The following is a 26,999-nucleotide window of genomic DNA, read 5'->3' as shown; positions in this document are numbered from 1 at the left end:
CAGGCCTTTTTTTATAATGAGAACTCCATGACTGAGCCACTGCGCATCGTCTTCGCCGGCACCCCGGAATTCGCCGCCGAACACCTCAAGGCCCTGCTCGACAGCCCTCACCAGATCGTCGCCGTGTACACCCAGCCCGATCGCCCGGCCGGTCGTGGACAAAAGCTGATGCCCAGCCCGGTCAAGCAACTGGCGCTGCAACACGACGTACCGGTCATGCAGCCGCCCACACTGCGCGATCCTGCTGCGCAGGCTGAACTGGCAGCGCTGCAACCGGATTTGATGGTGGTAGTCGCCTACGGCCTGATCCTGCCGCAAGTGGTGCTGGATATTCCGCGCCTGGGTTGCATCAACAGCCATGCGTCGCTGCTGCCGCGCTGGCGCGGTGCGGCGCCGATTCAGCGTGCGGTGCAGGCCGGTGATGCAGAGAGCGGCGTGACCGTGATGCGCATGGAAGCGGGCCTGGACACCGGGCCGATGCTGCTCAAGGCCGTCACCCCGATTACCGCGCAGGACACGGGCGGCACGCTGCATGATCGCCTGGCCGAACTCGGTCCGCCTGCTGTGTTGCAGGCCATTGCCGGTCTGACGGACGGTTCGCTGGTCGGCGAGGTTCAGGATGACAGCCTGGCCAACTACGCCCACAAACTGAACAAGGACGAAGCGCGTCTGGACTGGACACGTCCGGCTGATGAGCTCGAGCGTCTGGTCCGCGCCTTCAACCCCTGGCCGATCTGCCATAGCACGCTGAACGAAGAAACCTTGAAAGTCCTGGCCGCCGATCTGGCCGAAGGGCAGGGCGCGCCGGGGACGATTCTTGGCGCCAGCAAGGATGGACTTATCGTCGCCTGCGGGCAGAACGCGCTGCGCCTGACCCGTCTGCAATTGCCGGGCGGCAAACCGCTGAACTTCACGGATCTGTTCAACAGCCGCCGCGAGAAGTTTGCCATCGGCACGGTGCTGGGCCAATGAACCCGCGTCTGGCCGCCGCCAAGGCACTGGCTGCCGTGCTCAGCGGCAAGGCCTCGCTGAACAGCTCGTTGCCGACTCAACTGGACAAGGTCGAGGTGCGTGATCGTGGCCTGACTCAGGACCTCGCATTCGGCACCGCGCGCTGGCAGCCACGCCTGTCGGCACTGGCGGCCAAGCTGCTGCAGAAGCCCTTCAAAGCCGCCGACGCCGACGTTGAAGCCTTGTTGCTGGTCGGCCTCTATCAGCTGTTCTACAGCCGCATTCCGGCCCACGCCGCCATCGGTGAAACCGTGGGTTGCGCCGACAGGTTGAAAAAGCCCTGGGCCAAAGGCTTGCTCAACGCCGTGCTGCGCAATGCGCAACGTGATGGCGAGGCGCTACTGATCGAGCTGGAACACGACCCGGTGGTGCGTACGGCCCACCCGCGCTGGCTGCAGAAAGCCCTGAAAGCCGCCTGGCCGGAACAGTGGGAAGCCATCTGCGCGGCCAACAATGCGCACCCGCCGATGATCTTGCGCGTCAACCGACGCCACAACCGTCGCGATCAATACCTCGAACTGCTCAACACTGCCGGCCTGCAAGCCAGCGCATGCACGTTCAGTCAGGACGGCATCGTCCTCGCCGAGCCGTGCGATGTGCGCTCGCTGCCCGGTTTTGCCGAAGGCTGGATCAGCGTGCAGGACGAAGCCGCGCAACTGGCCGCAGACCTGCTGGAGCTGGCCCCCGGGCAACGAGTACTCGATGCCTGCTGCGCACCGGGCGGCAAGACCTGCCATTTGCTGGAAGTGCAGCCGCAACTGAGCGGCGTGGTGGCGGTGGATCTGGAAGCCAAGCGTCTGGTGCGCGTGCGTGAAAACCTCGATCGCCTGGGTCTGGATGCCGAGCTGATTGCAGCCGATGCACGCGAGACAGCGCAGTGGTGGGACGGCAAACCGTTCCAGCGCATCCTGCTCGACGCACCGTGCTCGGCGACCGGCGTGATTCGTCGGCATCCGGACATCAAACTGACTCGCCAGGCAGACGACATCGCCGCGCTGGCGACGTTGCAGGGCGAGCTGCTCGACGCGTTGTGGCCTACGCTGCAGGTAGGCGGCATGTTGGTGTACGCGACCTGCTCGACACTGCCGACCGAAAACACCGACGTCATCGAGGCGTTTCTGGCGCGCACCTCCGGGGCCCGAGAGCTGGACATCGCCGGGCAGGCCGGACAGCCGCCCGCGGGTATCAAGCAAGCCCATGGTCGCCAGCTGCTGGCCCAGCAAGGCGGCCACGACGGTTTCTACTACGCCAAACTGATCAAGATCGCGGCGGCGCGGGAGTAAGCGCGTGAAAATCATCATTCTGGGTGCAGGTCAGGTAGGCGGTACGCTGGCCGAGCATCTGGCGGGCGAAGCCAACGACATCACCGTGGTCGACACTGACGGCGACCGGTTGCGCGATCTGGGCGACCGCCTGGACATCCGCACCGTGCAGGGCAAGGGCTCCTACCCGGCGGTATTGCGTCAGGCCGGCGCAGACGACGCCGACATGCTGGTAGCGGTGACCAGCAGCGACGAAGCCAACATGATCGCCTGTCAGGTGGCCCATACGCTGTTCCACACGCCGACCAAGATCGCGCGCATCCGTGAGGCGGCGTACCTGACACGCGCAGGCCTGTTCGATAAAAACGCGATCCCGGTCGACGTGCTGATCAGTCCGGAGCAGGTCGTCACCAACTACATCAAGCGTCTGATCGAATACCCCGGTGCGCTGCAAGTGATCGACTTCGCCGAAGGCAAAGCGCAGCTGGTCGCGCTCAAAGCCTACTACGGCGGCGCGTTGGTCGGACAGCCGCTGCGCCAGCTACGAGCGCACATGCCGAATGTCGACACACGCATCGCGGCGATCTATCGCCGCGACCGGGCGATACTGCCGCATGGCGACACGGTCATCGAGGCCGACGACGAGGTGTTCTTCATCGCCGCCAAGGCTGACATTCGCGCCGTGATGGGCGAACTGCGGCGCCTGGACGAGAACTACAAACGTATTGTCATCGCCGGTGGCGGCAACATCGGCGAGCGTCTGGCTGAAGCCATCGAAAGCCGCTATCAGGTGAAGATCATCGAAGTGAGCCCGGCGCGCTGCCGCTATCTGTCGGAGCACCTGGACAGTACAGTGGTTCTGCAGGGCAGCTCATCGGACCGCGATCTTCTGCTGGAAGAAAACATCAGCAACACCGACCTGTTCCTGGCGCTGACCAACGACGATGAAGCCAACATCATGTCGTCGCTGCTGGCCAAGCGTCTGGGCGCACGCAAGGTAATGACGCTGATCAATAACCCGGCTTACGTCGACCTGGTGCAAGGCGGCGAAATCGACGTTGCGGTCAGCCCGCAACTGGCAACCATCGGCACGCTGCTGGCCCACGTGCGCCGCGGTGATATCGTCAGCGTGCATTCGCTGCGACGCGGTGCAGCCGAAGCCATCGAGATCGTCGCTCACGGCGACTCGAAATGCAGCAAGGTCGTCGGCCGCGCCATCAAAGACATCAACCTGCCGACCGGTACGGCAATCGGTGCAGTCATCCGCGACGAACAAGTGCTTATCGCTCATGACATCACCGTGATCGAATCCGGTGACCATGTGATCATGTTCCTTGTGGACAAGAAGTGCATCCGCGAGGTCGAGCGGCTGTTTCAGGTCGGCCTGAGCTTTTTCTGAACCGCTCCTGAACAGGGGATGACCCTGACTGAACCTCTTGCCGACGCGCCCTGTCGGCAACGCTCGTCGACTCGGGCGAATTCTCTCTGAGCCCGTGTATCTCAGACACACGAGCATCATGCCTTCACGGGCTTTATGAGAGAGAACACACCCCATGTCCGAATCGGAAAATTCCCAGGCCCCGCTTCAGGGATCACAGACCGACGGCACACCGGCGGGTGGCTGGCCCGCGCTCAGTGCGGTCAACAAGCACCTGCTGCACCAGCATGTGCTGATCAAGGGCAACCGCACGCTGATGTCCATGAACAAGCCTGGCGGCTTCGACTGCCCCAGTTGCTCCTGGCCGGACCCAAAGAAGCCGCATACCTTTGAATACTGCGAGAACGGTGCCAAGGCACTGGCCTGGGAATCGACCAAGAAACGTGTGACGCCCGAGTTCTTCGCCCGGCACACGGTCAGCGAACTGGCGACCTGGAGCGATCATGACCTGGAAGCAGAAGGCCGTATTACCGAGCCGATGCGCTACGACGCCGCCACTGACAAATACCTGCCGGTCACTTGGGACGAAGCGTTCGCCGAGATCGGCGAAGAACTGCGCGGCCTGAGCGATCCGTGGAAGCTGGAGCTGTACACCTCCGGGCGCACGTCGAACGAAGCCGCCTTTCTCTATCAGCTGTTCGGTCGCCTGTACGGCATGGCCAACTTCCCTGACTGCTCGAACATGTGCCATGAAACCACCACCGCGGCGCTGCCCGAGTCGATCGGGGTCGGCAAAGGCACCACGACGCTGGAAGATTTCGAGAACGCCGACGCGATTTTCATCATCGGCCAGAACCCCGGGACCAACAGCCCGCGCATGATGTCCGAGCTGCACGCCGCCGCGCGCCGGGGCGCGAGCATCATCTCGTTCAACCCGCTGCGGGAGAGGGCGCTGGTACGTTTTGCGGCGCCGCAGGACCCGCGCGACATGCTCAGTCTGCATGGGGTGGAAATCAGCTCGCAGTACCATCAGGTCAGGATCGGCGGCGACATGATCGCCCTGCAAGGCGTTTGCAAGGCCGTGATCGAAGCCGATGACGTGGCGCAGCGTGAAAACCTGCCGCGTGTCCTCGATGTGGCGTTCATTGAAGAACACACCCATGGCTTCGAGCAGTACGCCGATTATTGCCGACAGTTGCCCTGGGACATCATCGAGCGCCATTCGGGTTTGACGCGTCAGGCCATCGAAGAGGTGGCGACGGTCTATAAGCGCTCGAAGGGGGTCATCTGCTGCTGGGGGATGGGCGTCACTCAGCACAAGCGTGGCGGTGATGCCATGCAGCAGATCATCAACCTGCTGCTGTTGCGCGGCAACATCGGCAAGCTCGGTGCGGGCGCTTGCCCGGTACGTGGACACTCCAACGTACAGGGCGACAGAACGATGGGCATCTATGAAAAGGCCGGCGAACCGTTTCTGGCCAGCATGAGCAAGGTGTTCGGTTTTGAAGCGTCCAGAGAAAAAGGCCATGCCGTGGCCGAGACCTGCGAAGCCCTGTTGCGTGGCGAGGTGGAAGCGCTCATCTCCATGGGCGGCAATTTCTTCCGTGCCATTCCGGACACCGATGTGATCTGCCCGACCGTCAGCCGTCTGAAAATGACGGTGCTGGTCAACACCAAGCTCAACCGCAGTGCGACGGTACATGGACAGAAGGCCTTTCTGCTGCCATGCGTGGCGCGTTCGGAACGCGACCTGCAGAACGGCGTGGCGCAAACCATCACGGTGGAGGACTCGATGTCGATGGTGCACGGTTCGACCGGCATGCTGGAGCCTGCGTCGAAACATCTGATTTCCGAAATCGCCATCATTGCCGGTATCGCCAAAGCGACGCTTGCGCCCAATCCCAAGGTGGACTGGGACAGCTATGTGGACGACTACGCCAGGATTCGCGACAAGATCGAAGAAGTGCTGCCCGAACAGTTCTATGACTTCAATCAGCGCATCCTCGAACCTGGAGGGTTCCGTCTGCCCAATGCTGCCAGTGAACGCAAGTGGGACACCGAGTCGGGCAAGGCCAACTTCCTCTTTCCCGAAGGCATCTACGACGAAGACGACACGCCGCCGGGCGCCGAGCATTTGCAGTTGATGACGATCCGCAGCCATGACCAGTTCAACACCACGGTGTATTCCAACGATGACCGTTATCGGGACATCTTTGGCGATCGCATGGTGGTGATGCTCAACCCGCAGGACATTGAACGCCTGGGGCTAAAGGCCGGGGACTACATCGAGTTTCAGACGGCGCTCGACCCGACCACGGCGCGGCGTGCAGCGGGTTTCAAAGTCATTCCCTACGACGTGCCGCAGGGTTGCTGCGCCGCGTACTACCCGGAAACCAACGGCCTGCTGCCACTGGCCAACCGGGATAAACACGGCAACACCCCTGCAGCCAAATCCATCCCGGTGAACCTGATACGAATGAGTCCGGAAGGGACTCAGGTGGCGCTGGGACGACGCGGGTTGATTGCGGCGGCCAGTTGAGGGAAACACTATCGTGCCCATGCTCCAGCGTGGGCACGCCGTTCCGGACGCTCCGCGTCCGTTCTTTCCTAGTACCAGCGCGCCTCGCCTGGCGGGCGTTTCTTGAAGCGCTTCATGGTCCACATGTACTGGCTCGGGTACGCCCGCACGTATTTCTCGACCACTTTGCTCATCGCCGCTGCCGAGGTTTCGGTGTCGGTGCTGTACATGGCTTCCGGAGCCGCTTCGAGTACCACTTTGTAACCCGATCCGTCCGGCAGGCGCATAGCGTGCAGGAATACGCCGACTGCCTTGCCACCGGCCAGCATGTTCGGCACGAACTTGCTGGTCAGCGCCTGGGTACCGCAGAAGGGCACGAAGATGCCGGCTGATTCGGCCGGCTCCGGATCGGCCGGAATGCCCACCGAGCCGCCTTTGCGCACTTCCTTGATGACACTGAGAATGCCTTCCTTGGTCGACGCCGCCACCCGGTTGCCCAACTGCACACGCTGCTTGCGCAACAGATCGTCCACGGCTTTCAGCTTGGGTGGGCGATAGAAAATGATCGGCTTGCACTGGCTGCAATAGAAGTGATTGAGCACTTCCCAGTTGCCCAGGTGACTGGTGATGCCGACCACGCCCTTGCCGGAGGCCAGCGCGTCCTTGAGCACATCGAGCCCTTCGACTTCACGCACCAGGTCGATCGATTTCTGTGCCGGCCAGATCCACGCACAGGCGCTTTCGGTCAAGGTCTTGCCGATGTCCATGAGACTGCGGCCGACGAGCTTTTCCAGCTCTGGCTCGCTCAACTCGGGGAAGCACTTGGACAGATTGATCCGCGCCACTTCCCGCGAACGGTTGGGCAGCTTCCACATCAGCCAGCCAATCGCGGTGCCTGTCCACTGCACAGCGCGCCATGGCAACAGCGCAAACAATCGCAACGCCCCGACCATTACGGCGCCTTTGAACTTATCCACAGATGACTCCCAGATTCTCGAGGCGGGTAGTGTAACCGTCAGCGGCTCAGGATCGTATACCGATCGCAATCGACGGTGTGGTCCATGACCATGCCGCTGGCCTGCATGTAGGCGTAACAGATGGTCGGGCCGACAAAGGTGAAACCGGCTTTTTTCAGTGCCTTGCTCATCGCTTCGGCCTCGGCGGTAATCGCCGGGACTTCGCTGCGATCCTTGAAGTGATTGATCTTCGGGGTACCGCCAACAAACGACCAGAGCAGAGCGACCGGGTCTTCCAGCGCCAGCCAGGCCCGCGCATTGGTGCGCACGGCCTTGAGCTTGAGGCGGTTGCGGATAATGCTCGGATCGAGCATCAGCGCCTCTATTTCGGCATCGCTCAGCTGCGCCAGGCGCTCAACGTCAAAACCGTGCAGCACTTCGCGATAACGCGCCCGCCGCTTGAGAATCGTGATCCACGACAGCCCGGCCTGGAACCCTTCGAGCAAAAGCAACTCGAAGAGCTTCTGCGCATCGCGCAGCGGCACTCCCCACTCCTGATCGTGATATGCGATGTACAGGGGGTCTTCGTTGCACCAAAAGCAGCGTGTCATAGGGCTCCCAACGAGTGGACGTGCGGCCGAATCGGGTATACTCCCGCTCTTTGAATCGCAGCCCAGCACAGGTGAAATTTGTGAGCCAGCCTACGCCAGCCGTGCGTACCTTCCAAGACTTGATCCTCGCCCTCCAGCAATACTGGGCAGAACAAGGTTGCGTGGTACTTCAGCCCTACGATATGGAAGTAGGCGCCGGCACGTTCCACACTGCCACGTTTCTGCGCGCCGTAGGCCCGGAAACCTGGAACGCCGCTTACGTACAGCCAAGCCGTCGCCCGACTGACGGCCGCTACGGCGAAAACCCGAACCGCCTGCAGCACTATTACCAGTTTCAGGTGATTCTCAAGCCGAATCCGGACAACTTCCAGGAACTGTACCTGGGCTCGCTCAAGCACATCGGCCTCGATCCGCTGGTGCACGACGTGCGCTTCGTCGAAGACAACTGGGAATCGCCGACGCTGGGCGCCTGGGGTCTGGGCTGGGAGATCTGGCTCAACGGCATGGAAGTCTCGCAGTTCACCTACTTCCAGCAGGTCGGTGGTCTGGAGTGCTACCCGGTCACCGGCGAAATCACCTACGGCCTTGAGCGTCTGGCGATGTACCAGCAGGGCGTGGACTCGGTCTACGATCTGGTCTGGGCTGACGGCCCGTTCGGCAAAGTGACCTACGGCGACGTGTTCCACCAGAACGAGGTGGAGCAGTCGACCTACAACTTCGAACACGCCAACGTCGACAAGCTGTTCGAGCTGTTCGACTTCTACGAAAGCGAAGCCGCACGCCTGATCGAGCTGGAGCTGCCATTGCCTGGCTACGAAATGGTCCTCAAGGCCTCACACACCTTCAACCTGCTGGATGCCCGTCGCGCGATTTCCGTGACGGCACGTCAGCAATACATCCTGCGCGTACGCACGCTGGCCCGCTCGGTGGCTCAGGCCTACCTGCAGGCCCGGGCCCGTCTCGGCTTCCCGATGGCGCCGCCCGATCTACGCGATGAAGTGTTGGCCAAGCTGGAGGCAGCGCAATGAGTGCTCAAGATTTTCTGGTCGAACTGGGCACCGAAGAACTGCCACCCAAGACCCTCGTCTCACTGGCCGATGCATTTCTCGCCGGCATTGAAAAAGGCCTCGCTGGCGCAGGTCTGACCTACAGCGCCAAACAGGTCTACGCCGCACCGCGTCGTCTGGCCGTGCTGATTACCGCACTGGCCACGCAACAACCGGATCGCAGCGTCAACCTCGACGGCCCGCCGCGTCAGGCAGCGTTCGATGCCGACGGTAATCCGACTCAGGCCGCCCTGGGCTTCGCCAAGAAGTGCGGCGTCGACCTGAGCGAAATCGATCAGAGCGGCCCGAAACTGCGTTACAGCCAGACCATCCTCGGCAAGCCGACGACGTCCCTGTTGCCGACCATCGTCGAAGACTCGCTGAACGACCTGCCGATCGCCAAGCGCATGCGCTGGGGGGCTCGCAAGGAAGAGTTCGTGCGGCCGACCCAGTGGCTGGTGATGCTGTTTGGTGATCAGGTAGTCGATTGCACGATCCTCGCCCAGAGCGCGGGTCGTCATTCGCGCGGTCATCGCTTCCATCATCCGCAAGACGTGCGCATTTCTTCGCCTGCCGGTTACCTCAGTGACCTGCGCGCCGCTCATGTACTGGCCGACTTCAACGAACGTCGCCAGATCATCAGTAAACGCGTCGACGAACTGGCCGCCCAGCAGGAAGGTACCGCCATCGTGCCGCCAAGCCTGCTGGACGAAGTCGCCGGTCTGGTCGAGTGGCCGGTTCCGCTGGTGTGCTCGTTCGAAGAGCGCTTCCTGGAAGTCCCTCAGGAAGCCTTGATTACCACCATGCAGGACAACCAGAAGTATTTCTGCCTGCTGGATGGCGCCGGCAAACTGCTGCCGCGCTTCATCACCGTGGCCAACATCGAGAGCAAGGACCCGGCACAGATCATCGCCGGTAACGAGAAGGTGGTTCGTCCACGCCTGACCGACGCCGAGTTCTTCTTCAAGCAGGACAAGAAGCAGAAGCTGGAAACCTTCAACGATCGCCTGAAGAACGTCGTGTTCCAGGCGCAATTGGGCAGTGTGTTCGACAAGGCCGAACGCGTGTCGAAACTGGCCGCCTACATCGCCCCCCGCATTGGCGGCGACGCCCAGCGTGCAGCGCGGGCCGGTCTGCTGTCCAAGTGCGATCTGTCGAGCGAGATGGTCGGCGAGTTTCCGGAAATGCAGGGCATTGCCGGTTACTACTACGCCAAGGCCGACGGCGAGCCTGAAGATGTCGCACTGGCGCTCAACGAGCAGTACATGCCACGTGGCGCGGGTGCCGAACTGCCGACCACGCTGACTGGCGCTGCGGTGGCCATTGCCGACAAGCTCGACACACTGGTCGGCATCTTCGGGATCGGCATGCTGCCTACCGGCAGCAAAGACCCCTATGCACTGCGTCGTGCTGCGCTGGGCATCCTGCGTATCCTGATCGAGAAGAAGCTCGACCTGAACCTGATCGAAACGGTGAAATTCGCCGTTACGCAGTTCGGCGCGAAGATCAAGCCAGCCGGTCTGGCGGAACAGGTCCTTGAGTTCATCTTCGATCGTCTGCGCGCGCGTTACGAAGACGAAGGCGTCGACGTGGCGGTGTACCTCTCGGTACGCGCCCTGCAACCCGCTTCGGCGCTGGATTTCGATCAGCGCGTCCAGGCGGTCCAGGCCTTCCGCAAACTGCCACAGGCCGCTGCACTGGCCGCAGTGAACAAGCGTGTATCGAATCTCTTGAGCAAGGCCGAGGGCAGCATTGCCCAGACCGTCGAGCCCAAGTATTTCGACAACGCCAACGAGTTCTCGCTGTACTCGGCCATCCAACAGGCCGATCACGCGATCCAGCCGATGGCTGTCGAGCGTCAGTACAGCGAATCGCTGGCGCGTCTGGCGATGTTGCGTGAGCCGGTCGATGCATTCTTCGAAGCCGTCATGGTTAACGCGGAAGACGCCAACGTACGTGCCAACCGTTATGCCCTGTTGTCGCGTTTGCGCGGTCTGTTCCTCGGCGTCGCCGACATCTCGCTGCTGGGCTGACAAGGAGTCGCTGTGAAACTGCTGATACTCGATCGGGATGGCGTGATCAATCATGACTCCGACACTTACATAAAGTCGGTGGCGGAGTGGCTGCCCATTCCTGGCTCGATCGAAGCTATCGCAGCGCTGAGCAAGGCCGGCTGGACGGTGGCCGTCGCCACCAACCAGTCGGGCATTGCCCGAGGTTATTACGATCTGGCCACTCTGGATGCCATGCACGTGCGCTTGCGCAAGCTGGTGGCGGAGCAGGGCGGCGAGCTCGGTTTGATCGTCTATTGCCCGCATGGGCCAGACGATGGCTGTACCTGCCGCAAGCCAAAACCCGGCATGCTGCAGGCCATCGCCCGTCATTACACAGCGGACCTCAAAGGTCTTTGGTTCGTGGGCGACAGCAAGGGTGACCTGCAGGCCGCATTGGCCGTCGATTCGCAGCCTGTGCTGGTGATGACCGGCAAAGGACGCAAGACACTGGAAGGCGGAGTGCCGGCAGGCACATTGATTTTTGACGATCTAGCGGCAGTTGCCGCAGAACTTATCCACAATAGCGCTCACTGAACAGTCAGCTCTTCAGGTTCAGGACGCTCAAGGAGCGGGCACCTGCCCGTACGGTAAACGTAACTATGTCGATCATGCAGGCAATCAGGACCTTCTTCTTTTACCTGTTGCTGGGCACCAGCTCGCTGCTGTGGTGCACGTTGAGTTTTTTCATCGCGCCTTTTCTGCCGTTCAAAGCCCGCTATCGCTTCATTAACGTCTACTGGTGCCGCTGCGCCATCTGGCTGACCAAGGTGTTCCTGAACATCAAGGTCGAAGTGACTGGCGCTGAAAACGTCCCGAAAACCCCCTGCGTGATCATCTCCAACCATCAGAGCACATGGGAGACCTTCTTTCTGTCGGCGTATTTCGAGCCGATGAGTCAGGTCCTCAAGCGTGAACTGCTGTATGTGCCGTTCTTTGGCTGGGCGATGGCAATGCTGCGCCCGATCGCCATCGACCGCGAAAACCCGAAAGCCGCACTCAGGGAGATTGCCAAGAAGGGCGACGAGCTGCTCAAAGATGGCGTCTGGGTATTGATCTTCCCGGAGGGCACACGCGTGCCTTATGGCCAGGTCGGCAAATTCTCTCGCGGCGGTACTGCACTGGCAGTGAACGCTGATCTGCCTGTGCTGCCTGTTGCGCACAACGCAGGCAAGTACTGGCCTCGCGACGGCTGGGCGAAAAAACCAGGCACCATTCAAGTGGTAATCGGCGAGCCAATGTATGCAGAAGGCACAGGCCCACGCGCCATTGCTGCATTGAATGACCGTGTGCAGACTTGGAATGAAGACACACAGCGCGCAATGGGTTCGCCTGTCGAGCCTGCAGCAACTCCCGAAAAAGTCCCGGCGTGATTTTGTGGATAACCTGTGTACGGTTTTTCCGAGATCGCTGAAAAAGACTGCTTAACCTGTTAATTCGTATACATATTTTTTCAGGCTATAAAAACCGGAAAAACGTGCATAAGTTTTAATGATGTATCAGAAACCGACCTGTAAGAGGTCGGTTTTTTTATGCGCGGGGGGTTGGCATGCAGGACTCGAATTGGCTTGTACAGGCTCAACAAATGGAGGCAAGCGTCCCTTGCAACGCTCGTGAGTCGAAGTCTTCTGGATCGGGCCTATTCCAATTCCGCTCGCCGCTGAGAAAAGCTCAAACCCTCTCTACGGTAATCAGTTCCACGTGGAACAATCCGATATCGCTGATGACAGTACGTCTCTCCTTAGCCAGCTAATACAACGTCTCTCTTTAACGAACGATCAAAGGATCAGATCAGGACATCTTTGACCTGGTCGAGATCGTTTGCCCAGAACGTGTTCACCCTCTACACCCAGAGTGTGGGCAAGGGGGCCTTTGCTGATCGAAGTTATATCCCCGTTGGAAAATGGGAATTTGATATTGATGAGGGCTGTTGAACAGGCCTGTAACTGTTGTTTTGCTCGGTTGCATCTTGAAATCCTTATCAGTGCTTTAAATCGAGCGGCAGTGACTTTTAAGCAATATCCAGTGCCGGGAGTGAGTTAACGATTTTGGGGTTTTCCAAGCTCACTGAGACAACGCGCTGGAACAGCTCCAGAGGGTACTTGGAGTTGCCCATCGTTTCGGTGACCCAGTCATTAGCGTCGTTGAAGATGCTGCTGGCTTCGTCGGTGTGCAAGGCTTGGCGCGCCTTCAAGCAGTCCAGTGCTATGTGAAAAGCCTTCAACCAAAAGAAAAAACCCCGGCGCTAGGCCGGGGTAGGGACACTTTTTGTCATGACAATTAACTTGCCCGTCGACAACTGATCAGAAGTCCAGGTTGGACACTGCCAGCGCATTGCTCTCGATGAAGTCACGGCGTGGCTCGACCGCATCACCCATGAGGGTGTTGAAGATCTGGTCAGCGCCGATGGCGTCTTCGATGGTGACTTTCAGCATGCGGCGCACACTCGGGTCCATGGTGGTTTCCCACAGCTGGTCCGGGTTCATTTCACCCAGACCTTTATAGCGCTGGATGGTGTGGCGCTTGGTGCTTTCGGCCATCAGCCAGGCGAGGGCTTCCTTGAACTCGTTGACGGGCTTCTTGCGCTCGCCACGTTGCACGTAGGCACCTTCTTCCAGAAGCGTGCTGATCTGCGCCCCCAGAGCGGTAACGGTCTTGTAGTCGTTGCTGCCGAAGAAGTCGCGGTTGAAGGTGACGTAGTTCGACAGGCCGTGGGAGATCAGTTCGACCTCTGGCAGCCAGACGTTGCGTTCACGGTCTTCACGCAGGCTGGCCTTGTAGACCAGACCCGACTTCTCGCCGGTGCGCAGACGCGCGTCGAACAGTGCCAGCCAGGCTTGCATGCCCTCGTGATCCGACAGCTGTTCGAGCGTGATCGGCGGCAGGTAGACGAAGTGCTCGGTCAGTTCCTGTGGGTACAGACGCGACAGGCGCTTGAGCGTCTTCATGACCATGCGGAAGTCGTTGACCAGCTTCTCCAGCGCGGTACCGGAGATACCCGGTGCCGATTCGCTGAGGTGCAGGCTGGCGTCTTCAAGGGCCGACTGGGTCATGTATTCTTCCATGGCCTCGTCGTCCTTGATGTACTGCTCCTGCTTGCCTTTCTTGACCTTGTACAGCGGCGGCTGAGCGATGTAGATGTAGCCACGCTCGATCAGCTCGGGCAACTGACGGAAGAAGAAGGTCAGCAGCAGGGTACGGATGTGCGAGCCGTCGACGTCAGCATCGGTCATGATGATGATGTTGTGATAACGCAACTTGTCGATGTTGTACTCTTCACGGCCGATACCGCAGCCCAGCGCAGTGATCAAGGTGCCCACTTCCTGCGAAGAGATCATCTTGTCGAAACGCGCTTTTTCAACGTTCAGGATCTTGCCCTTGAGCGGCAGGATGGCCTGGGTTCTACGGTTACGCCCCTGCTTGGCTGATCCGCCAGCAGAGTCCCCTTCCACCAGGTACAGTTCGGAGAGGGCAGGGTCTTTTTCCTGGCAGTCCGCCAGTTTGCCCGGCAAGCCAGCGATATCCAGCGCGCCTTTACGACGGGTCATCTCACGCGCCTTGCGCGCAGCTTCACGGGCGCGGGCTGCGTCGATCATCTTGCCGACAACCGCTTTGGCTTCGTTCGGGTTTTCCAACAGGAAGTCGGAGAAGTACTTGCCCATTTCCTGTTCGACAGCCGTTTTGACTTCGGACGAAACCAGCTTGTCCTTGGTCTGCGAGCTGAACTTTGGATCAGGCACCTTGACCGAAATGATCGCCGTCAGACCTTCACGCGCGTCATCGCCGGTGGTCGCGACCTTGTGCTTCTTGGCCAGACCTTCCTGCTCGATGTAGTTGTTCAGGTTGCGCGTCAACGCAGAACGGAAACCCACCAGGTGAGTACCGCCATCACGCTGCGGGATGTTGTTGGTGAAGCACAGCAGGTTCTCGTTGAAGCTGTCGTTCCACTGCAGAGCAATTTCGACACCGATACCGTCATCACGCTGAATGTTGAAGTGGAACACTTCGTTGACCGGCGTTTTATTGGTGTTCAGGTACTCAACGAATGCGCGCAGACCGCCTTCGTATTTGAACAATTCTTCCTTACCGCTGCGCTCATCCTTGAGGACAATGCCGACACCGGAGTTCAGGAAGGACAGTTCACGAATCCGCTTGGCCAGAATGTCCCAGCTGAAGTGGATGTTCTTGAACGTTTCAGCGGAAGGCTTGAAGTGGATCTGAGTGCCTGTGCTGTCACTTTCACCGACGATCTTCATCGGTTCCTGTGGAACACCATGAACATAGGTCTGTTCCCAAATCTTGCCGCTACGACGAACCGTCAGTAACAGAAGCTCTGAAAGGGCGTTAACCACAGAGACACCTACACCGTGCAAACCACCGGATACTTTGTAGGAGTTGTCATCAAACTTACCGCCAGCGTGGAGCACGGTCATGATGACCTCGGCTGCCGATACGCCTTCTTCTTTATGCACGTCTACCGGAATACCGCGGCCGTTGTCGCGCACGGTGATAGATTCGTCTGGGTGGATGATGATGCTGATGTCGTCGCAATGGCCTGCCAATGCTTCGTCGATCGAGTTATCAACCACCTCGAACACCATGTGGTGCAGACCGCTGCCATCGTCTGTATCACCGATGTACATTCCGGGACGCTTGCGTACGGCATCAAGTCCTTTCAGCACCTTAATGCTGGACGAGTCGTACGTTTGGTTTTCGCTCATGCAATCACTCCCGATGGTCGTGGGTCTGGGTGATACGGCCTTGTTCCACGTGGAACAAAGCGACTGGCGTTTCCGTCTGCCAGCCTTCCCTCAAAAATTCTTGATCTACACAGGTGATAAAAACCTGGCAGCGTAATTCTTCCAGCAAGCGGCAAAGCGCGCGTCGATGGTTGTCATCCAGTTCGGAGGGCAAATCATCTACCAGGTAAATACACTGGCCTCGACGGACCTGGCTGACCAGATGTCCCTGAGCAATACGCAGTGCGCAGACCACCAGCTTTTGCTGACCGCGAGACAGAATATCTGCCGCATTGTGCGCGCCTAATCTAAGGCGCAGGTCAGCTCGTTGTGGTCCGGCCTGGGTGTGGCCCATTTGCTGATCGCGGTGGAGGGAAGAGGCGAGCACTGTACTTAGCTCTTTTTCCTTGTCCCATCCTCGGTAGTAGCTCAGGGTCAAACCTTCAAGCTCAACAAGTTCGCTCAAAGTCTGTTCAAAGACCGGCTTCAGTGCCTTGATATAAGCCCGACGGAACTCGTCGATCTCATCACTTGCCGAGCACAGCTCACGGTCCCATGCCGCCTGTGAAGCGGCGTCAAGTGTACCATGCCGAAGCCACGAGTTCCGCTGCTTGAGGGCCTTCTGCAGGCGCTGCCACGTAGCCATAAAGCGAGGTTCCACGTGGAACACTCCCCAATCCAGAAACTGCCTGCGTATCTTCGGCGCGCCTTCGAGCAATCGGAAGCTGTCGGGGTTGATGAGCTGCAGCGGCAGAATTTCTGCTAGCTGCGCTGCGCTTCTGGCGTTTTGCCCGTCGATACGAATCTGGAACTCGCCTTGGCGGTCGCGTGAAACACCCAGATTGCTGTGTCCACCTTGCGCAAGATCGACCTGCCCGAAAACCGTACATGACGGCTGCTCGTACTGAATGACAGGCAACAGGCGACTGCTGCGAAACGAGCGGGCGATGCCCAGCAGATGGATAGCTTCCAGCACGCTGGTTTTGCCACTGCCGTTTGCGCCGTAGAGGATATTGATACGCGGGGAGGGGGAGAGGGTCACCGGGTGCAGATTGCGCACCCCGGTGACCGAGACGCGACTAAGAGACATCTAGGTTGCGCTTGACATGAATTTACAGACGCATCGGCATGACAACGTAGGCGGAGTCGTCATTATCAGACTCTTGCACCAGTGCGCTGCTGTTGGAGTCAGACAGAATCAGGCGAACCTGCTCAGTCGTCATAACGCCCAGCACGTCGAGCAGGTAGCTCACGTTGAAACCAATCTCCAGCGAATCACCGTTGTATTCAACGCTGATTTCTTCTTCTGCTTCTTCCTGCTCAGGGTTGTTGGCCTGAATCTTCAATTGACCGCTGGCCAGTTGCAGACGGATGCCGCGGTACTTCTCGTTGGACAGAATCGCCGTACGGCTGAACGCCTCACGCAGTGCCTGACGATCACCGAGCACCAGCTTGTCACCACCTTTAGGCAGCACGCGCTCGTAGTCGGGGAACTTGCCATCCACCAGTTTGGAGGTGAAGGTGAATTCGCCAGTGGTCGCACGAATGTGATGCTGACCCAGAACGATACTGACCGTGCCGTCCTGCTCGGTCAGCAGGCGCGCCATTTCGAGAATACCTTTACGTGGAACGATCACCTGATGGCGATCGGCATGTTCGATATCGGCAGACATCGAGCACATGGCCAGGCGGTGACCGTCAGTAGCCACTGCGCGCAAGATACCGGCGCTTACTTCCAGCAACATGCCATTGAGGTAGTAACGAACGTCCTGCTGGGCCATCGCAAAGCTGGTGCGCTCGATCAAGCGACGCAGTTTGCTCTGCACCAGAGTGAACGTCAGCGAGCCCGGACCTTCTTCGACGGTAGGGAAGTCATTGGCAGGCAGTGTCGACAGAGTGAAACGGCTACGACCGGCCTTGACGATCAGTTTCGAGTCGTCGAGCTTGATGTCGATCAGCGCGTCATTAGACAGGCTCTTGCAAATGTCCATGAGCTTGCGCGCAGGAACCGTGATCTCTCCAGGCTCGGCAGGCTCTTCCAGCTGGACGCGGCCAACCAGTTCGACTTCCAGATCCGTACCCGTCAGCGACAGTTGCTGACCTTCGACGACCAGGAGAACATTGGAAAGAACCGGCAAGGTCTGGCGGCGTTCGACGACGCCGGCGACCAATTGCAGGGGTTTCAACAGGGCTTCGCGTTGAATGGTGAAATGCATGGTCTAGTCCCTTGCCTTGATGAGCTGCACTGGCGTTATCACGTAGTCAGAGTGCGCAGCAGGTTCTTGTAGTCCTCGCGGATATCCGCATCGGATTCCTTGAGCTCGTTGATCTTTCGGCATGCGTGCAAGACGGTCGTGTGGTCACGGCCACCAAACACATCACCGATTTCCGGAAGACTGTGGTTGGTGAGTTCCTTGGAGAGCGCCATCGCGACCTGGCGAGGCCGGGCGACAGAGCGGGAACGACGCTTGGACAACAGATCGGAGATCTTGATCTTGTAGTACTCGGCGACGGTGCGCTGAATGTTATCCACACTGACCAGCTTGTCCTGCAACGCCAGCAAGTCCTTTAGCGACTCGCGAATCAACTCGATGGTGATGTCGCGGCCCATGAAGTGCGAGTGAGCGATGACGCGCTTGAGCGCACCTTCAAGCTCGCGCACGTTGGAGCGAATTCGCTGGGCAATGAAGAACGCTGCGTCATGAGGCAGATCGACCTTGGCCTGATCTGCTTTCTTCATGAGGATCGCCACGCGGGTTTCCAGCTCCGGAGGCTCGACGGCAACCGTCAGGCCCCAGCCAAAACGCGACTTGAGTCGCTCTTCAAGGCCTTCGATTTCCTTGGGATAGCGGTCGCTGGTCAGAATGACCTGTTGTCCGCCTTCCAGCAGCGCGTTGAACGTGTGGAAAAACTCTTCCTGCGAGCGTTCCTTGCGCGCAAAAAACTGGATGTCATCGATCAGCAGCGCATCGACTGAGCGGTAGAAGCGCTTGAACTCGTTGATTGCATTGAGCTGCAAGGCCTTGACCATATCTGCGACGAAGCGCTCCGAGTGCAGGTACACGACCTTGGCGTTCGGATTCTTCTTCAGCAGGTGGTTACCCACAGCATGCATCAAGTGAGTTTTACCGAGACCCACACCGCCATAAAGGAACAGCGGGTTGTAGCCATGCTTGGGGTTGTCGGCAACCTGCCAGGCCGCAGCGCGTGCCAGCTGGTTGGACTTACCCTCGACGAAATTCTCGAAGGTGAACGTACGGTTCAGGTAACTGGTGTGCTTGAGCGCACCTTCTACCTGAACGGTGCGCTGTTCTGCGCGAGCGGGCGCTTGTTGCGAGCTGGCACCCGCCATCGGATCAAAGCTGTCACGCGACGGCTCGTTGTGTGCTGCAACGTTCTGGACCGGTGCCGGCGTCGCTACTGCAGCAGCTGGCGCAGCCGTGGCAGGAGCCGGTGCCGAGACGCTGCTCACCGAATTGGCAGACAGCGCCTGGGAGGCTGCAGCGGCCAATGGCGCATTCGGAGCGGCACGGGGTGCGGAGCTGCGCTTGCTTCCTATTAATAAGGAAAGAGCAGGGGCAATGCCTTGACCGTGTTCGCCAAGAAGCTCGAGCAAACGACCAAGGTACTTTTCGTTGACCCAGTCGAGAACAAAACGATTGGGTGCATACACACGCAACTCGTCGCCTTCGGCTTCGACCTGTAGCGGACGGATCCAAGTGTTGAATTGCTGGGCAGGCAGCTCATCGCGCAAAAGCTCCACGCACTGCTGCCAAAGTTCCACTGACACGGATATCCCCTGAGTTGAAAGCCGGTGAGGCAAAAACAGCCGCCATTGTAACGACCCAGAGGCGACTTATCCACATGTAGGTTGCTCACAGACGGCTATAAATCAACGATTTATGCATGGCCCACACGACAAACGGTCAACGCGTAAGCGCTGTGGATAACCCGTCTTCAGCCCGTTGCATAAGTCGGGCTTGAACTCTGTGGATAACTTACCTGTGGATAAAGAGGCGTTCCATGCACAGCTTTTCCGAGGGTCCGGCACAGGCAAAGCACCGTTTCTCGACAACCTTTCTGACCTCTGTACACATTGAATAACAAGGGCTGTGTAATGTTATCCACAGAAAAGCTCTGCGTAAGAGTTATAAGCTTTATAAAGAAGCTTTAAATACTCTCTTCTTTTTATTTCTATAACAGGAGCGGGTTAGCGTAGCGGTGAATGAGAAGAAGAGGACGTTCAGCTATAAAAAGACGCCTATGAAGAAAAGCTGGTTGGAAATTGACCTGCGGGCCTGCTTTCTCTAGAATCCCCGGTCTCTTAAAACGGGGGCCATTCCGGCCCGTAGTGGACGAACCAGGTAACACGCCATGAAACGTACTTTCCAACCCAGCACTATCAAGCGCGCCCGCACCCACGGTTTCCGTGCACGTATGGCCACCAAAAACGGCCGCGCAGTTCTTTCGCGTCGTCGTGCCAAAGGCCGTAAGCGTCTGGCAGTTTGATAAATCGGCACAGGAGGTGAGTCGAGACTTCAGTCGGGAAAAGCGTTTGCTCACTCCCCGGCATTTCAAGGCAGTCTTTGACTCCCCTACCGGCAAGGTTCCGGGGAAAAATCTCCTGCTCCTTGCGCGCAACAACGACCTCGATCATCCCCGCCTGGGGCTTGTGATAGGTAAAAAGAGCGTGAAGCTCTCCGTCGAGCGCAATCGTTTGAAACGCCTGATGCGCGAATCATTTCGCCAACACCAAGACAGTTTGGTCGGTTGGGATATCGTTATCGTCGCGCGTAAAGGCTTGGGTGACGTAGAAAACCCTGAACTGATTCAGCATTTCGGCAAGCTCTGGAAACGTCTGGCGCGTAGCCGACCCATTCCGGAAGAAAAATCCGAACCTGCAGGGGTAGACAGTCCAGATGCGTAAACTGGCACTCGTTCCGATCCAGTTCTATCGCTATGCCATTAGCCCGCTGATGGCCAGTCACTGTCGTTTCTACCCCAGTTGCTCCTGCTACGCGTATGAAGCCATCGAAAATCATGGCCTTTTGCGCGGTGGCTGGCTGTCAATTCGTCGTCTTGGTCGCTGTCACCCATGGAATCCCGGTGGTTATGACCCGGTTCCAGCTGTCCCCACCTCCCGTTCTTCTTCGATGGCCGAGTAATCATGGATATTAAACGCACGATCCTGATCGTCGCCCTGGCAATCGTGACCTACGTCGGGGTTCTGAAATGGAACCAAGACTATGGCCAGGCTGCCATGCCGACCCAGAATGTTGCAGCCAGCACCACCGCACCGGGTATTCCGGATACGGCCGCTGGTACTAATGGTTCTGCAAGTGCCGATGTTCCAAGCGCAAACGCTACGGCCAATACGGCTGCAGCACCTCTTGAAACTCCGGCCGTAGCCAGCAAAGACCTTATCCACGTCAAGACCGATGTGCTCGATCTGGCGATCGATCCGGTGGGTGGCGACGTCGTTCAGCTTCGTTTGCCTCTGTACCCACGTCGTCAGGATCGTCCTGACGTTCCGTTTCAGTTGTTCGACAACGGCGGCGAGCGTACTTTTCTGGCACAAAGCGGCCTGACCGGGACCAACGGTCCTGATGCACGCGCTGCCGGTCGTCCGGTTTACACCTCCACACAAAAGACTTATCAACTGGCTGATGGCCAGGACACTATGGTCGTGGATCTGAAATTCTCGGAAAACGGCGTCAATTACATCAAGCGCTTCACCTTCAAGCGCGGTCTGTACGATTTGGTCATGACTTACGTTGTGGATAACCAGAGCGCACAACCCTGGTCGGGTAATCTGTTCGCGCAATTGAAGCGCGATGCCAGCTCCGATCCTTCTTCGACGACTGCTACCGGCACCGCTACCTATCTGGGCGCTGCCTTGTGGACTGCGGCCGAGCCGTACAAGAAAGTGTCGATGAAAGATATCGACAAGGGCCAGGTCAAGGAAACTGTCCAGGGCGGTTGGGTTGCATGGTTGCAGCACTACTTCGTGACTGCGTGGATTCCGGATCACAACGCAACCAACGCCGTTCAGACCCGCAAAGACAGCCAGGGCAACTACATCATCGGCTTCACCAGCCCAACTCTGTCGGTTGCACCTGGTGCACAAGGTGAAACCAGTGCCACCCTGTACGCAGGTCCGAAAAGCCAGGCGGTACTCAAAGAGTTATCCCCAGGCCTGGAGCTGACTGTCGATTATGGTTTCCTGTGGTTCATTGCCCAGCCTATCTTCTGGCTGCTGCAACATATCCACGCCATCCTCGGTAACTGGGGCTGGTCGATCATTGTTCTGACCATGCTGATCAAAGGCCTGTTCTTCCCGCTCTCCGCAGCCAGCTACAAGTCGATGGCACGTATGCGCGCTGTGGCTCCGAAGCTTGCATTGCTGAAAGAGCAGCATGGCGATGATCGTCAGAAGATGTCCCAGGCAATGATGGAGCTGTACAAGAAAGAGAAGATCAACCCGCTGGGTGGATGCTTGCCGATTCTTGTGCAAATGCCGGTTTTCCTTTCGCTGTACTGGGTACTCCTGGAAAGCGTGGAAATGCGTCAGGCACCATGGATCCTGTGGATAACCGACCTGTCGATCAAGGACCCGTTCTTTATCCTGCCGATCATCATGGGCGCGACCATGTTCATTCAGCAGCGTCTGAACCCGACTCCGCCGGATCCGATGCAGGCCAAGGTCATGAAAATGATGCCGATCATTTTCACGTTCTTCTTCCTGTGGTTCCCTGCCGGTCTGGTTCTGTACTGGGTTGTGAACAACACCCTGTCGATCGCTCAGCAGGCTTACATCACTCGCAAGATCGAAGCGGCTACCAAGAAAGCAGCTGCCTGATCTAACCTGTGAATAAGTTCTACAAGACGCCCCCTCGTGGGGCGTTTTGCTATCCGTCATTTGCCCGGGAGCCGGAGCATGAACGTTCCTCGTGAAACCATTGCCGCCATCGCCACAGCCCAAGGGCGCGGCGGTGTCGGTATCGTCCGGGTGTCAGGTCCTCTGGCGGGCAAGGCCGCCGAAGCCATTATCGGCCGGACCCTCAAGCCTCGATTTGCCCACTACGGCCCCTTTGTCGATGACGCCGGACAGGTACTCGACGAAGGCATAGCGCTGTATTTTCCGGGACCCAACTCATTCACCGGTGAGGACGTGCTTGAACTTCAGGGCCACGGCGGCCCCATCGTTCTGGACATGCTGCTGCAACGCTGCCTGCAACTGGGCAGCCGACTGGCTCGTCCGGGCGAGTTCAGTGAGCGCGCCTTTCTCAATGACAAGCTCGATCTTGCTCAGGCAGAAGCGATTGCCGACCTGATTGAGGCAAGTTCTGCACAGGCAGCGCGTAATGCACTGCGGTCACTGCAAGGTGCTTTCTCACGGCGTGTGGATAACTTGACCGAGAAATTGATCAGCCTGCGCATCTACGTAGAGGCTGCAATCGACTTCCCCGAAGAGGAAATCGACTTCCTTGCCGATGGCCACGTTCTGAACATGCTCGATGACGTGCGTGCCGAGTTATCCACAGTGCTGCGTGAAGCCGGGCAGGGTGCCCTGTTACGCGACGGCATGACCGTGGTGATTGCCGGACGCCCCAATGCGGGCAAATCCAGTCTGTTGAACGCTCTGGCGGGCAGGGAGGCGGCGATTGTCACCGAGATCGCCGGCACAACTCGAGATGTACTGCGTGAACATATCCACATAGATGGAATGCCCTTGCACGTCGTCGACACCGCAGGGCTGCGGGATACTCAAGATCAGGTGGAAATGATCGGCGTGCAGCGCGCACTCAAGGCCATCGGCGAAGCTGACCGGATTCTGCTGGTGGTGGATGCGACCGCGCCGGAGGCAGCAGACCCGTTCGCACTGTGGCCCGAATTCCTTGAGCAGCGTCCGGACCCGTCGAAAGTCACGCTGATACGCAACAAGGCAGATCTGAGTGGAGACCCCGTCGATCTGCAGACCAGCGTTGATGGCCACGTCACCATCAGCCTGAGCGCCAGGTCTGGTGGCGAAGGGCTTGAACTGCTGCGCGAGCATCTCAAGGCCTGCATGGGCTATGAACAAACCTCGGAAAGCAGCTTCAGCGCGCGTCGACGCCATCTTGAGGCGTTGAGCCATGCCAGTGACTCGCTGGAACACGGCAGGGCTCAACTCACCCTGGCGGGCGCTGGAGAGCTACTGGCCGAAGACCTGCGTCAGGCACAACAAGCGCTTGGCGAGATTACCGGCGCATTCAGTTCCGACGACCTGCTTGGCAGAATCTTCTCCAGCTTCTGCATCGGTAAGTAAACCTCCTGGCATGGCCCGCCCTGGGTCATGCCTTCAAGCACCACAAGACGCCTCTTTCAGCGGCAGCGTTATCCACATACTCGGCTATTTCCTCCTTTAATTCTGCCTCGACACCTGAATCTGACGAGCAGACATGCCCGAGGGAGGGATTTTCTGTGCCTGATTTTTGCTGAAGAGCCGTTTTTTTGTGGATTAAGCCCTGTGAATAACTGCCCTTCAGCTCGGTGGGTAAGCAGGGTGCAAACCTGAAGATAAATGCCCTTGTGGACAAGTGGCTATCTTATCAACAGGCTCAGGACGGTTATCCAAACCCCTCATACCCACATGAACACAGACTTTTGAATCTCTGTACACATTGAAAATAAAGGACTGTAGAGATCTATCCACAGAAAGGTGGCTCAGTAAGAATAAACATAAAAACAAGGCTTTATAAACTTTCTTTCCTTTTTATTTTCTTTATCCGCGAGTTTTCCACAGCTGGTTAAATTTTGTCCAACGGGTTTCATTCAGGTGGGGTAAGTCCCTATACTTGTCAGCTATCCCAATTTCTCATCGACAACAGGCACGAGGTGCGTGGTGGATTTCCCTTCCCGTTTTGAAGTGATCGTCATCGGTGGCGGTCATGCCGGTACCGAGGCCGCACTGGCGTCGGCACGCATGGGTGTCAAAACCCTGTTGCTGACCCACAACGTGGAAACACTCGGCCAGATGAGTTGCAACCCGGCCATCGGTGGTATCGGTAAAAGCCATCTGGTCAAGGAAATCGACGCCTTGGGCGGTGCCATGGCCATGGCTACTGACAAGGGCGGTATCCAGTTCCGCGTGCTGAACAGCCGCAAGGGGCCGGCAGTACGAGCCACCCGTGCACAGGCTGATCGCGTGCTGTACAAGGCAGCCATCCGCGAAACCCTGGAAAACCAGCCGAATCTGTGGATATTTCAGCAAGCCTGCGATGACCTGATCGTCGAACAGGATCAAGTGCGCGGCGTCGTGACCCAGATGGGTATGCGTATATTTGCCGAGTCCGTGGTGTTGACCACAGGTACGTTCCTTGGCGGACTTATCCACATCGGTATGCAAAATTACTCGGGCGGTCGGGCAGGTGATCCTCCCTCGATCGCACTGGCGCAACGACTGCGTGAACTACCGCTGCGCGTCGGCCGCCTGAAAACCGGGACCCCGCCACGCATTGACGGGCGTTCTGTGGATTTCTCGGTGATGACCGAGCAGCCAGGTGACACACCGATCCCGGTCATGTCGTTCCTGGGCAACAAGGAACAGCATCCGCCGCAGGTCAGTTGCTGGATTACGCACACCAACGCGCGGACTCACGAAATCATTGCGTCCAACCTCGATCGCTCGCCGATGTATTCGGGCGTGATCGAAGGTATTGGTCCACGTTACTGCCCGTCGATCGAAGACAAGATCCACCGCTTTGCCGACAAGGAAAGCCACCAGGTCTTCATCGAGCCGGAAGGGTTGACCACGCACGAGCTGTACCCTAACGGCATTTCCACGTCGTTGCCATTCGACGTGCAATTGCAGATCGTCCAGTCGATTCGCGGCATGGAGAACGCACACATCGTTCGCCCTGGTTACGCCATCGAATACGACTATTTCGACCCGCGTGATCTGAAATACAGCCTGGAAACCAAGGTTATCGGCGGTCTGTTCTTCGCTGGCCAGATCAACGGCACGACCGGTTACGAAGAGGCAGGCGCTCAGGGCTTGCTGGCCGGGACCAATGCCGCGCTGCGCGCACAGGGTCGAGACAGCTGGTGCCCGCGTCGCGATGAAGCGTACATCGGCGTTCTGGTCGACGACCTGATCACCCTTGGTACGCAAGAGCCTTACCGGATGTTCACTTCCAGGGCCGAATACCGTTTGATCCTGCGCGAAGACAACGCTGACCTGCGACTTACCGAAAAGGGCCGCGAACTGGGCCTGGTCGACGACGCCCGCTGGGCTGCGTTCTGCACCAAGCGTGAAAGCATCGAGCTGGAAGAACAGCGTTTGAAAAGTACCTGGGTGCGTCCCGGTACCGAGCAGGGCGATGCGATTGCTGCACACTTTGGCACGCCGCTGACCCACGAATACAATTTGCTCAACCTGCTGACTCGTCCGGAAATCGACTACGCCAGCCTGATTTCAATCACTGGCCAGGGCTGCATCGATCCCCAGGTCGCCGAGCAGGTCGAGATCAAGACAAAATATGCCGGTTACATTGACCGCCAACAGGACGAAATTGCCCGTCTGCGCGCCAGTGAAGACACTGGTCTGCCGGAAGACATCGACTACGCCGCGATCTCCGGCCTGTCGAAAGAAATCCAAAGCAAGCTGGGGATAACTCGTCCGCAAACACTCGGACAGGCCTCGCGCATCCCCGGCGTCACGCCTGCGGCGATATCGCTGTTGATGATCCATTTGAAAAAACGCGGCGCGGGCCGTCAGTTGGAGCAAAGCGCTTGAGTTCTATGGTCACCCCGCAACACGCCCAAGAGTTATCCACCGGTGCCCGGGAATTGGGGATTGACCTCAGCCCGGCCCAGCACGAGCAACTGCTGGCGTATCTGGCGTTGTTGATCAAGTGGAACAAGGCCTACAACCTGACTGCGGTACGCAACCCGGACGAAATGGTATCGAGGCATCTGCTCGACAGTCTCAGTGTGGTGCCCTTCATCGAAGGTACACGCTGGATCGACGTCGGCAGCGGCGGTGGGATGCCCGGCATTCCCATGGCCATCCTGTTTCCGGAGCGCAAAGTGGCGCTGCTGGACAGCAATGGCAAGAAAACCCGGTTTCAGACCCAGGTCAAACTTGAGCTGAAACTGGATAATCTTGAAGTTATCCACAGCCGTGCAGAAAGTTATCAGCCTGAAGTGCCTTTCGACGGGATCATCTCCCGTGCGTTCAGCAGCCTGGAAGACTTCACCGGCTGGACGCGTCACATGGGCGACGTCAATACACGCTGGCTGGCAATGAAAGGGCTGCATCCTGACGATGAGCTGGTAGCATTGCCCTCGGATTTTCACCTCGATAGCGCACACGCCTTGACCGTTCCGGGTTGCCAAGGCCAACGCCATCTGCTGATACTGCGCCGCACGGCATGACTGGGAACA

The 26,999-nt window shown here is 58.5% G+C and carries 21 protein-coding genes and 1 pseudogene; 15 read left to right on the top strand and 7 right to left on the bottom strand.

Going from position 1 to position 26,999, the window contains the following annotated elements; genetic code table 11:
* Nucleotides 1–27 precede the first annotated feature (27 nt).
* The 4 genes from fmt to V476_RS10695 all read left to right on the top strand — a co-directional run bounded on the left by fmt (nt 28) and on the right by V476_RS10695 (nt 6,190).
* A complete protein-coding gene (gene fmt, locus V476_RS10710; RefSeq protein WP_003340111.1) occupies nt 28–972 on the top strand; it encodes a methionyl-tRNA formyltransferase in 945 nt (314 codons plus the stop codon).
* Complete coding sequence (gene rsmB, locus V476_RS10705) at nt 969–2,294, top strand: 16S rRNA (cytosine(967)-C(5))-methyltransferase RsmB (protein ID WP_024958989.1); 1,326 nt, start codon at nt 969–971, stop codon at nt 2,292–2,294. Before fmt ends, rsmB begins: the two co-directional genes overlap by 4 nt.
* 4 nt (nt 2,295–2,298) lie before the next feature.
* Nucleotides 2,299–3,672 (top strand): Trk system potassium transporter TrkA, encoded by a 1,374-nt coding sequence (gene trkA / locus V476_RS10700; protein WP_003315933.1) that lies wholly within the window; start codon nt 2,299–2,301, stop codon nt 3,670–3,672.
* 154 nt (nt 3,673–3,826) lie between these two features.
* A complete protein-coding gene (locus V476_RS10695; RefSeq protein WP_024958990.1) occupies nt 3,827–6,190 on the top strand; it encodes an FdhF/YdeP family oxidoreductase in 2,364 nt (787 codons plus the stop codon).
* 68 nt (nt 6,191–6,258) lie between these two features.
* Here the strand turns inward: V476_RS10695 and V476_RS10690 are convergent, their stop codons facing one another.
* Nucleotides 6,259–7,146 carry a lysophospholipid acyltransferase gene (locus V476_RS10690; RefSeq protein WP_003304634.1) on the bottom strand — a complete coding sequence of 296 codons (888 nt, stop codon included), beginning with the start codon at nt 7,144–7,146 and terminating at the stop codon, nt 6,259–6,261.
* A gap of 38 nt (nt 7,147–7,184) precedes the next feature.
* On the bottom strand, nt 7,185–7,736 hold the full coding sequence (locus tag V476_RS10685) for a DNA-3-methyladenine glycosylase I (RefSeq protein ID WP_024958991.1): 552 nt from the start codon (nt 7,734–7,736) through the stop codon (nt 7,185–7,187).
* An 80-nt stretch (nt 7,737–7,816) separates the two neighbouring features.
* Between V476_RS10685 and glyQ the strand changes: the two genes are divergently transcribed.
* From glyQ to V476_RS10665, 4 genes are all read left to right on the top strand, one after another.
* Nucleotides 7,817–8,764, top strand: a complete 948-nt coding sequence (glyQ, locus tag V476_RS10680; RefSeq protein ID WP_002551326.1) for a glycine--tRNA ligase subunit alpha — start codon at nt 7,817–7,819, stop codon at nt 8,762–8,764.
* The gene (glyS, locus tag V476_RS10675) at nt 8,761–10,815 is read left to right on the top strand and encodes a glycine--tRNA ligase subunit beta (RefSeq protein ID WP_024958992.1); all 2,055 of its coding nucleotides are present in this window, start codon (nt 8,761–8,763) and stop codon (nt 10,813–10,815) included. Before glyQ ends, glyS begins: the two co-directional genes overlap by 4 nt.
* A 12-nt stretch (nt 10,816–10,827) precedes the next feature.
* Nucleotides 10,828–11,370 (top strand): D-glycero-beta-D-manno-heptose 1,7-bisphosphate 7-phosphatase, encoded by a 543-nt coding sequence (gene gmhB, locus V476_RS10670; RefSeq protein WP_003340124.1) that lies wholly within the window; start codon nt 10,828–10,830, stop codon nt 11,368–11,370.
* A gap of 65 nt (nt 11,371–11,435) precedes the next feature.
* Nucleotides 11,436–12,206 (top strand): lysophospholipid acyltransferase family protein, encoded by a 771-nt coding sequence (locus tag V476_RS10665; protein WP_003315938.1) that lies wholly within the window; start codon nt 11,436–11,438, stop codon nt 12,204–12,206.
* Between the two features lie 638 nt (nt 12,207–12,844).
* Here V476_RS10665 and V476_RS10660 read toward each other — a convergent pair.
* From V476_RS10660 to dnaA, 5 genes and pseudogenes are all read right to left on the bottom strand, one after another.
* Nucleotides 12,845–13,021 (bottom strand): annotated as a pseudogene (locus V476_RS10660) (helicase); the annotation flags it as partial.
* A 115-nt stretch (nt 13,022–13,136) separates the two neighbouring features.
* A complete protein-coding gene (gyrB, locus tag V476_RS10655) occupies nt 13,137–15,554 on the bottom strand; it encodes a DNA topoisomerase (ATP-hydrolyzing) subunit B (RefSeq protein ID WP_003340175.1) in 2,418 nt (805 codons plus the stop codon).
* Between the two features lie 4 nt (nt 15,555–15,558).
* A complete protein-coding gene (gene recF, locus V476_RS10650; protein WP_003340176.1) occupies nt 15,559–16,662 on the bottom strand; it encodes a DNA replication/repair protein RecF in 1,104 nt (367 codons plus the stop codon).
* Between the two features lie 22 nt (nt 16,663–16,684).
* Nucleotides 16,685–17,788 carry a DNA polymerase III subunit beta gene (gene dnaN / locus V476_RS10645; protein ID WP_003421522.1) on the bottom strand — a complete coding sequence of 368 codons (1,104 nt, stop codon included), beginning with the start codon at nt 17,786–17,788 and terminating at the stop codon, nt 16,685–16,687.
* 38 nt (nt 17,789–17,826) lie between these two features.
* Nucleotides 17,827–19,362 carry a chromosomal replication initiator protein DnaA gene (gene dnaA, locus V476_RS10640; protein WP_024958994.1) on the bottom strand — a complete coding sequence of 512 codons (1,536 nt, stop codon included), beginning with the start codon at nt 19,360–19,362 and terminating at the stop codon, nt 17,827–17,829.
* A gap of 584 nt (nt 19,363–19,946) precedes the next feature.
* Between dnaA and rpmH the strand changes: the two genes are divergently transcribed.
* From rpmH to rsmG, 7 genes are all read left to right on the top strand, one after another.
* A complete protein-coding gene (rpmH, locus tag V476_RS10635; RefSeq protein WP_002551315.1) occupies nt 19,947–20,081 on the top strand; it encodes a 50S ribosomal protein L34 in 135 nt (44 codons plus the stop codon).
* 16 nt (nt 20,082–20,097) lie between these two features.
* Nucleotides 20,098–20,499, top strand: a complete 402-nt coding sequence (gene rnpA / locus V476_RS10630) for a ribonuclease P protein component (RefSeq protein WP_002551314.1) — start codon at nt 20,098–20,100, stop codon at nt 20,497–20,499.
* The gene (yidD, locus tag V476_RS10625; RefSeq protein WP_002551313.1) at nt 20,492–20,737 is read left to right on the top strand and encodes a membrane protein insertion efficiency factor YidD; all 246 of its coding nucleotides are present in this window, start codon (nt 20,492–20,494) and stop codon (nt 20,735–20,737) included. The genes rnpA and yidD overlap by 8 nt, the downstream gene beginning before the upstream one ends.
* 2 nt (nt 20,738–20,739) lie before the next feature.
* Nucleotides 20,740–22,431: a membrane protein insertase YidC gene (gene yidC / locus V476_RS10620; RefSeq protein ID WP_003315945.1), complete on the top strand. Its 1,692-nt coding sequence runs from the start codon at nt 20,740–20,742 to the stop codon at nt 22,429–22,431.
* 78 nt (nt 22,432–22,509) lie between these two features.
* Nucleotides 22,510–23,880 (top strand): tRNA uridine-5-carboxymethylaminomethyl(34) synthesis GTPase MnmE, encoded by a 1,371-nt coding sequence (gene mnmE / locus V476_RS10615; protein WP_024958995.1) that lies wholly within the window; start codon nt 22,510–22,512, stop codon nt 23,878–23,880.
* Between the two features lie 576 nt (nt 23,881–24,456).
* Complete coding sequence (gene mnmG / locus V476_RS10610; RefSeq protein WP_004403388.1) at nt 24,457–26,349, top strand: tRNA uridine-5-carboxymethylaminomethyl(34) synthesis enzyme MnmG; 1,893 nt, start codon at nt 24,457–24,459, stop codon at nt 26,347–26,349.
* On the top strand, nt 26,346–26,990 hold the full coding sequence (gene rsmG / locus V476_RS10605; protein ID WP_003367844.1) for a 16S rRNA (guanine(527)-N(7))-methyltransferase RsmG: 645 nt from the start codon (nt 26,346–26,348) through the stop codon (nt 26,988–26,990). The genes mnmG and rsmG overlap by 4 nt, the downstream gene beginning before the upstream one ends.
* The last annotated feature ends 9 nt before the right edge of the window (nt 26,991–26,999 follow it).

Origin of the sequence: Pseudomonas syringae KCTC 12500 (genome assembly GCF_000507185.2) — a bacterium.
Taxonomy (GTDB): Bacteria; Pseudomonadota; Gammaproteobacteria; order Pseudomonadales; family Pseudomonadaceae; genus Aquipseudomonas; species Aquipseudomonas syringae.
This window is presented reverse-complemented; position numbering and strand designations above follow the sequence as displayed.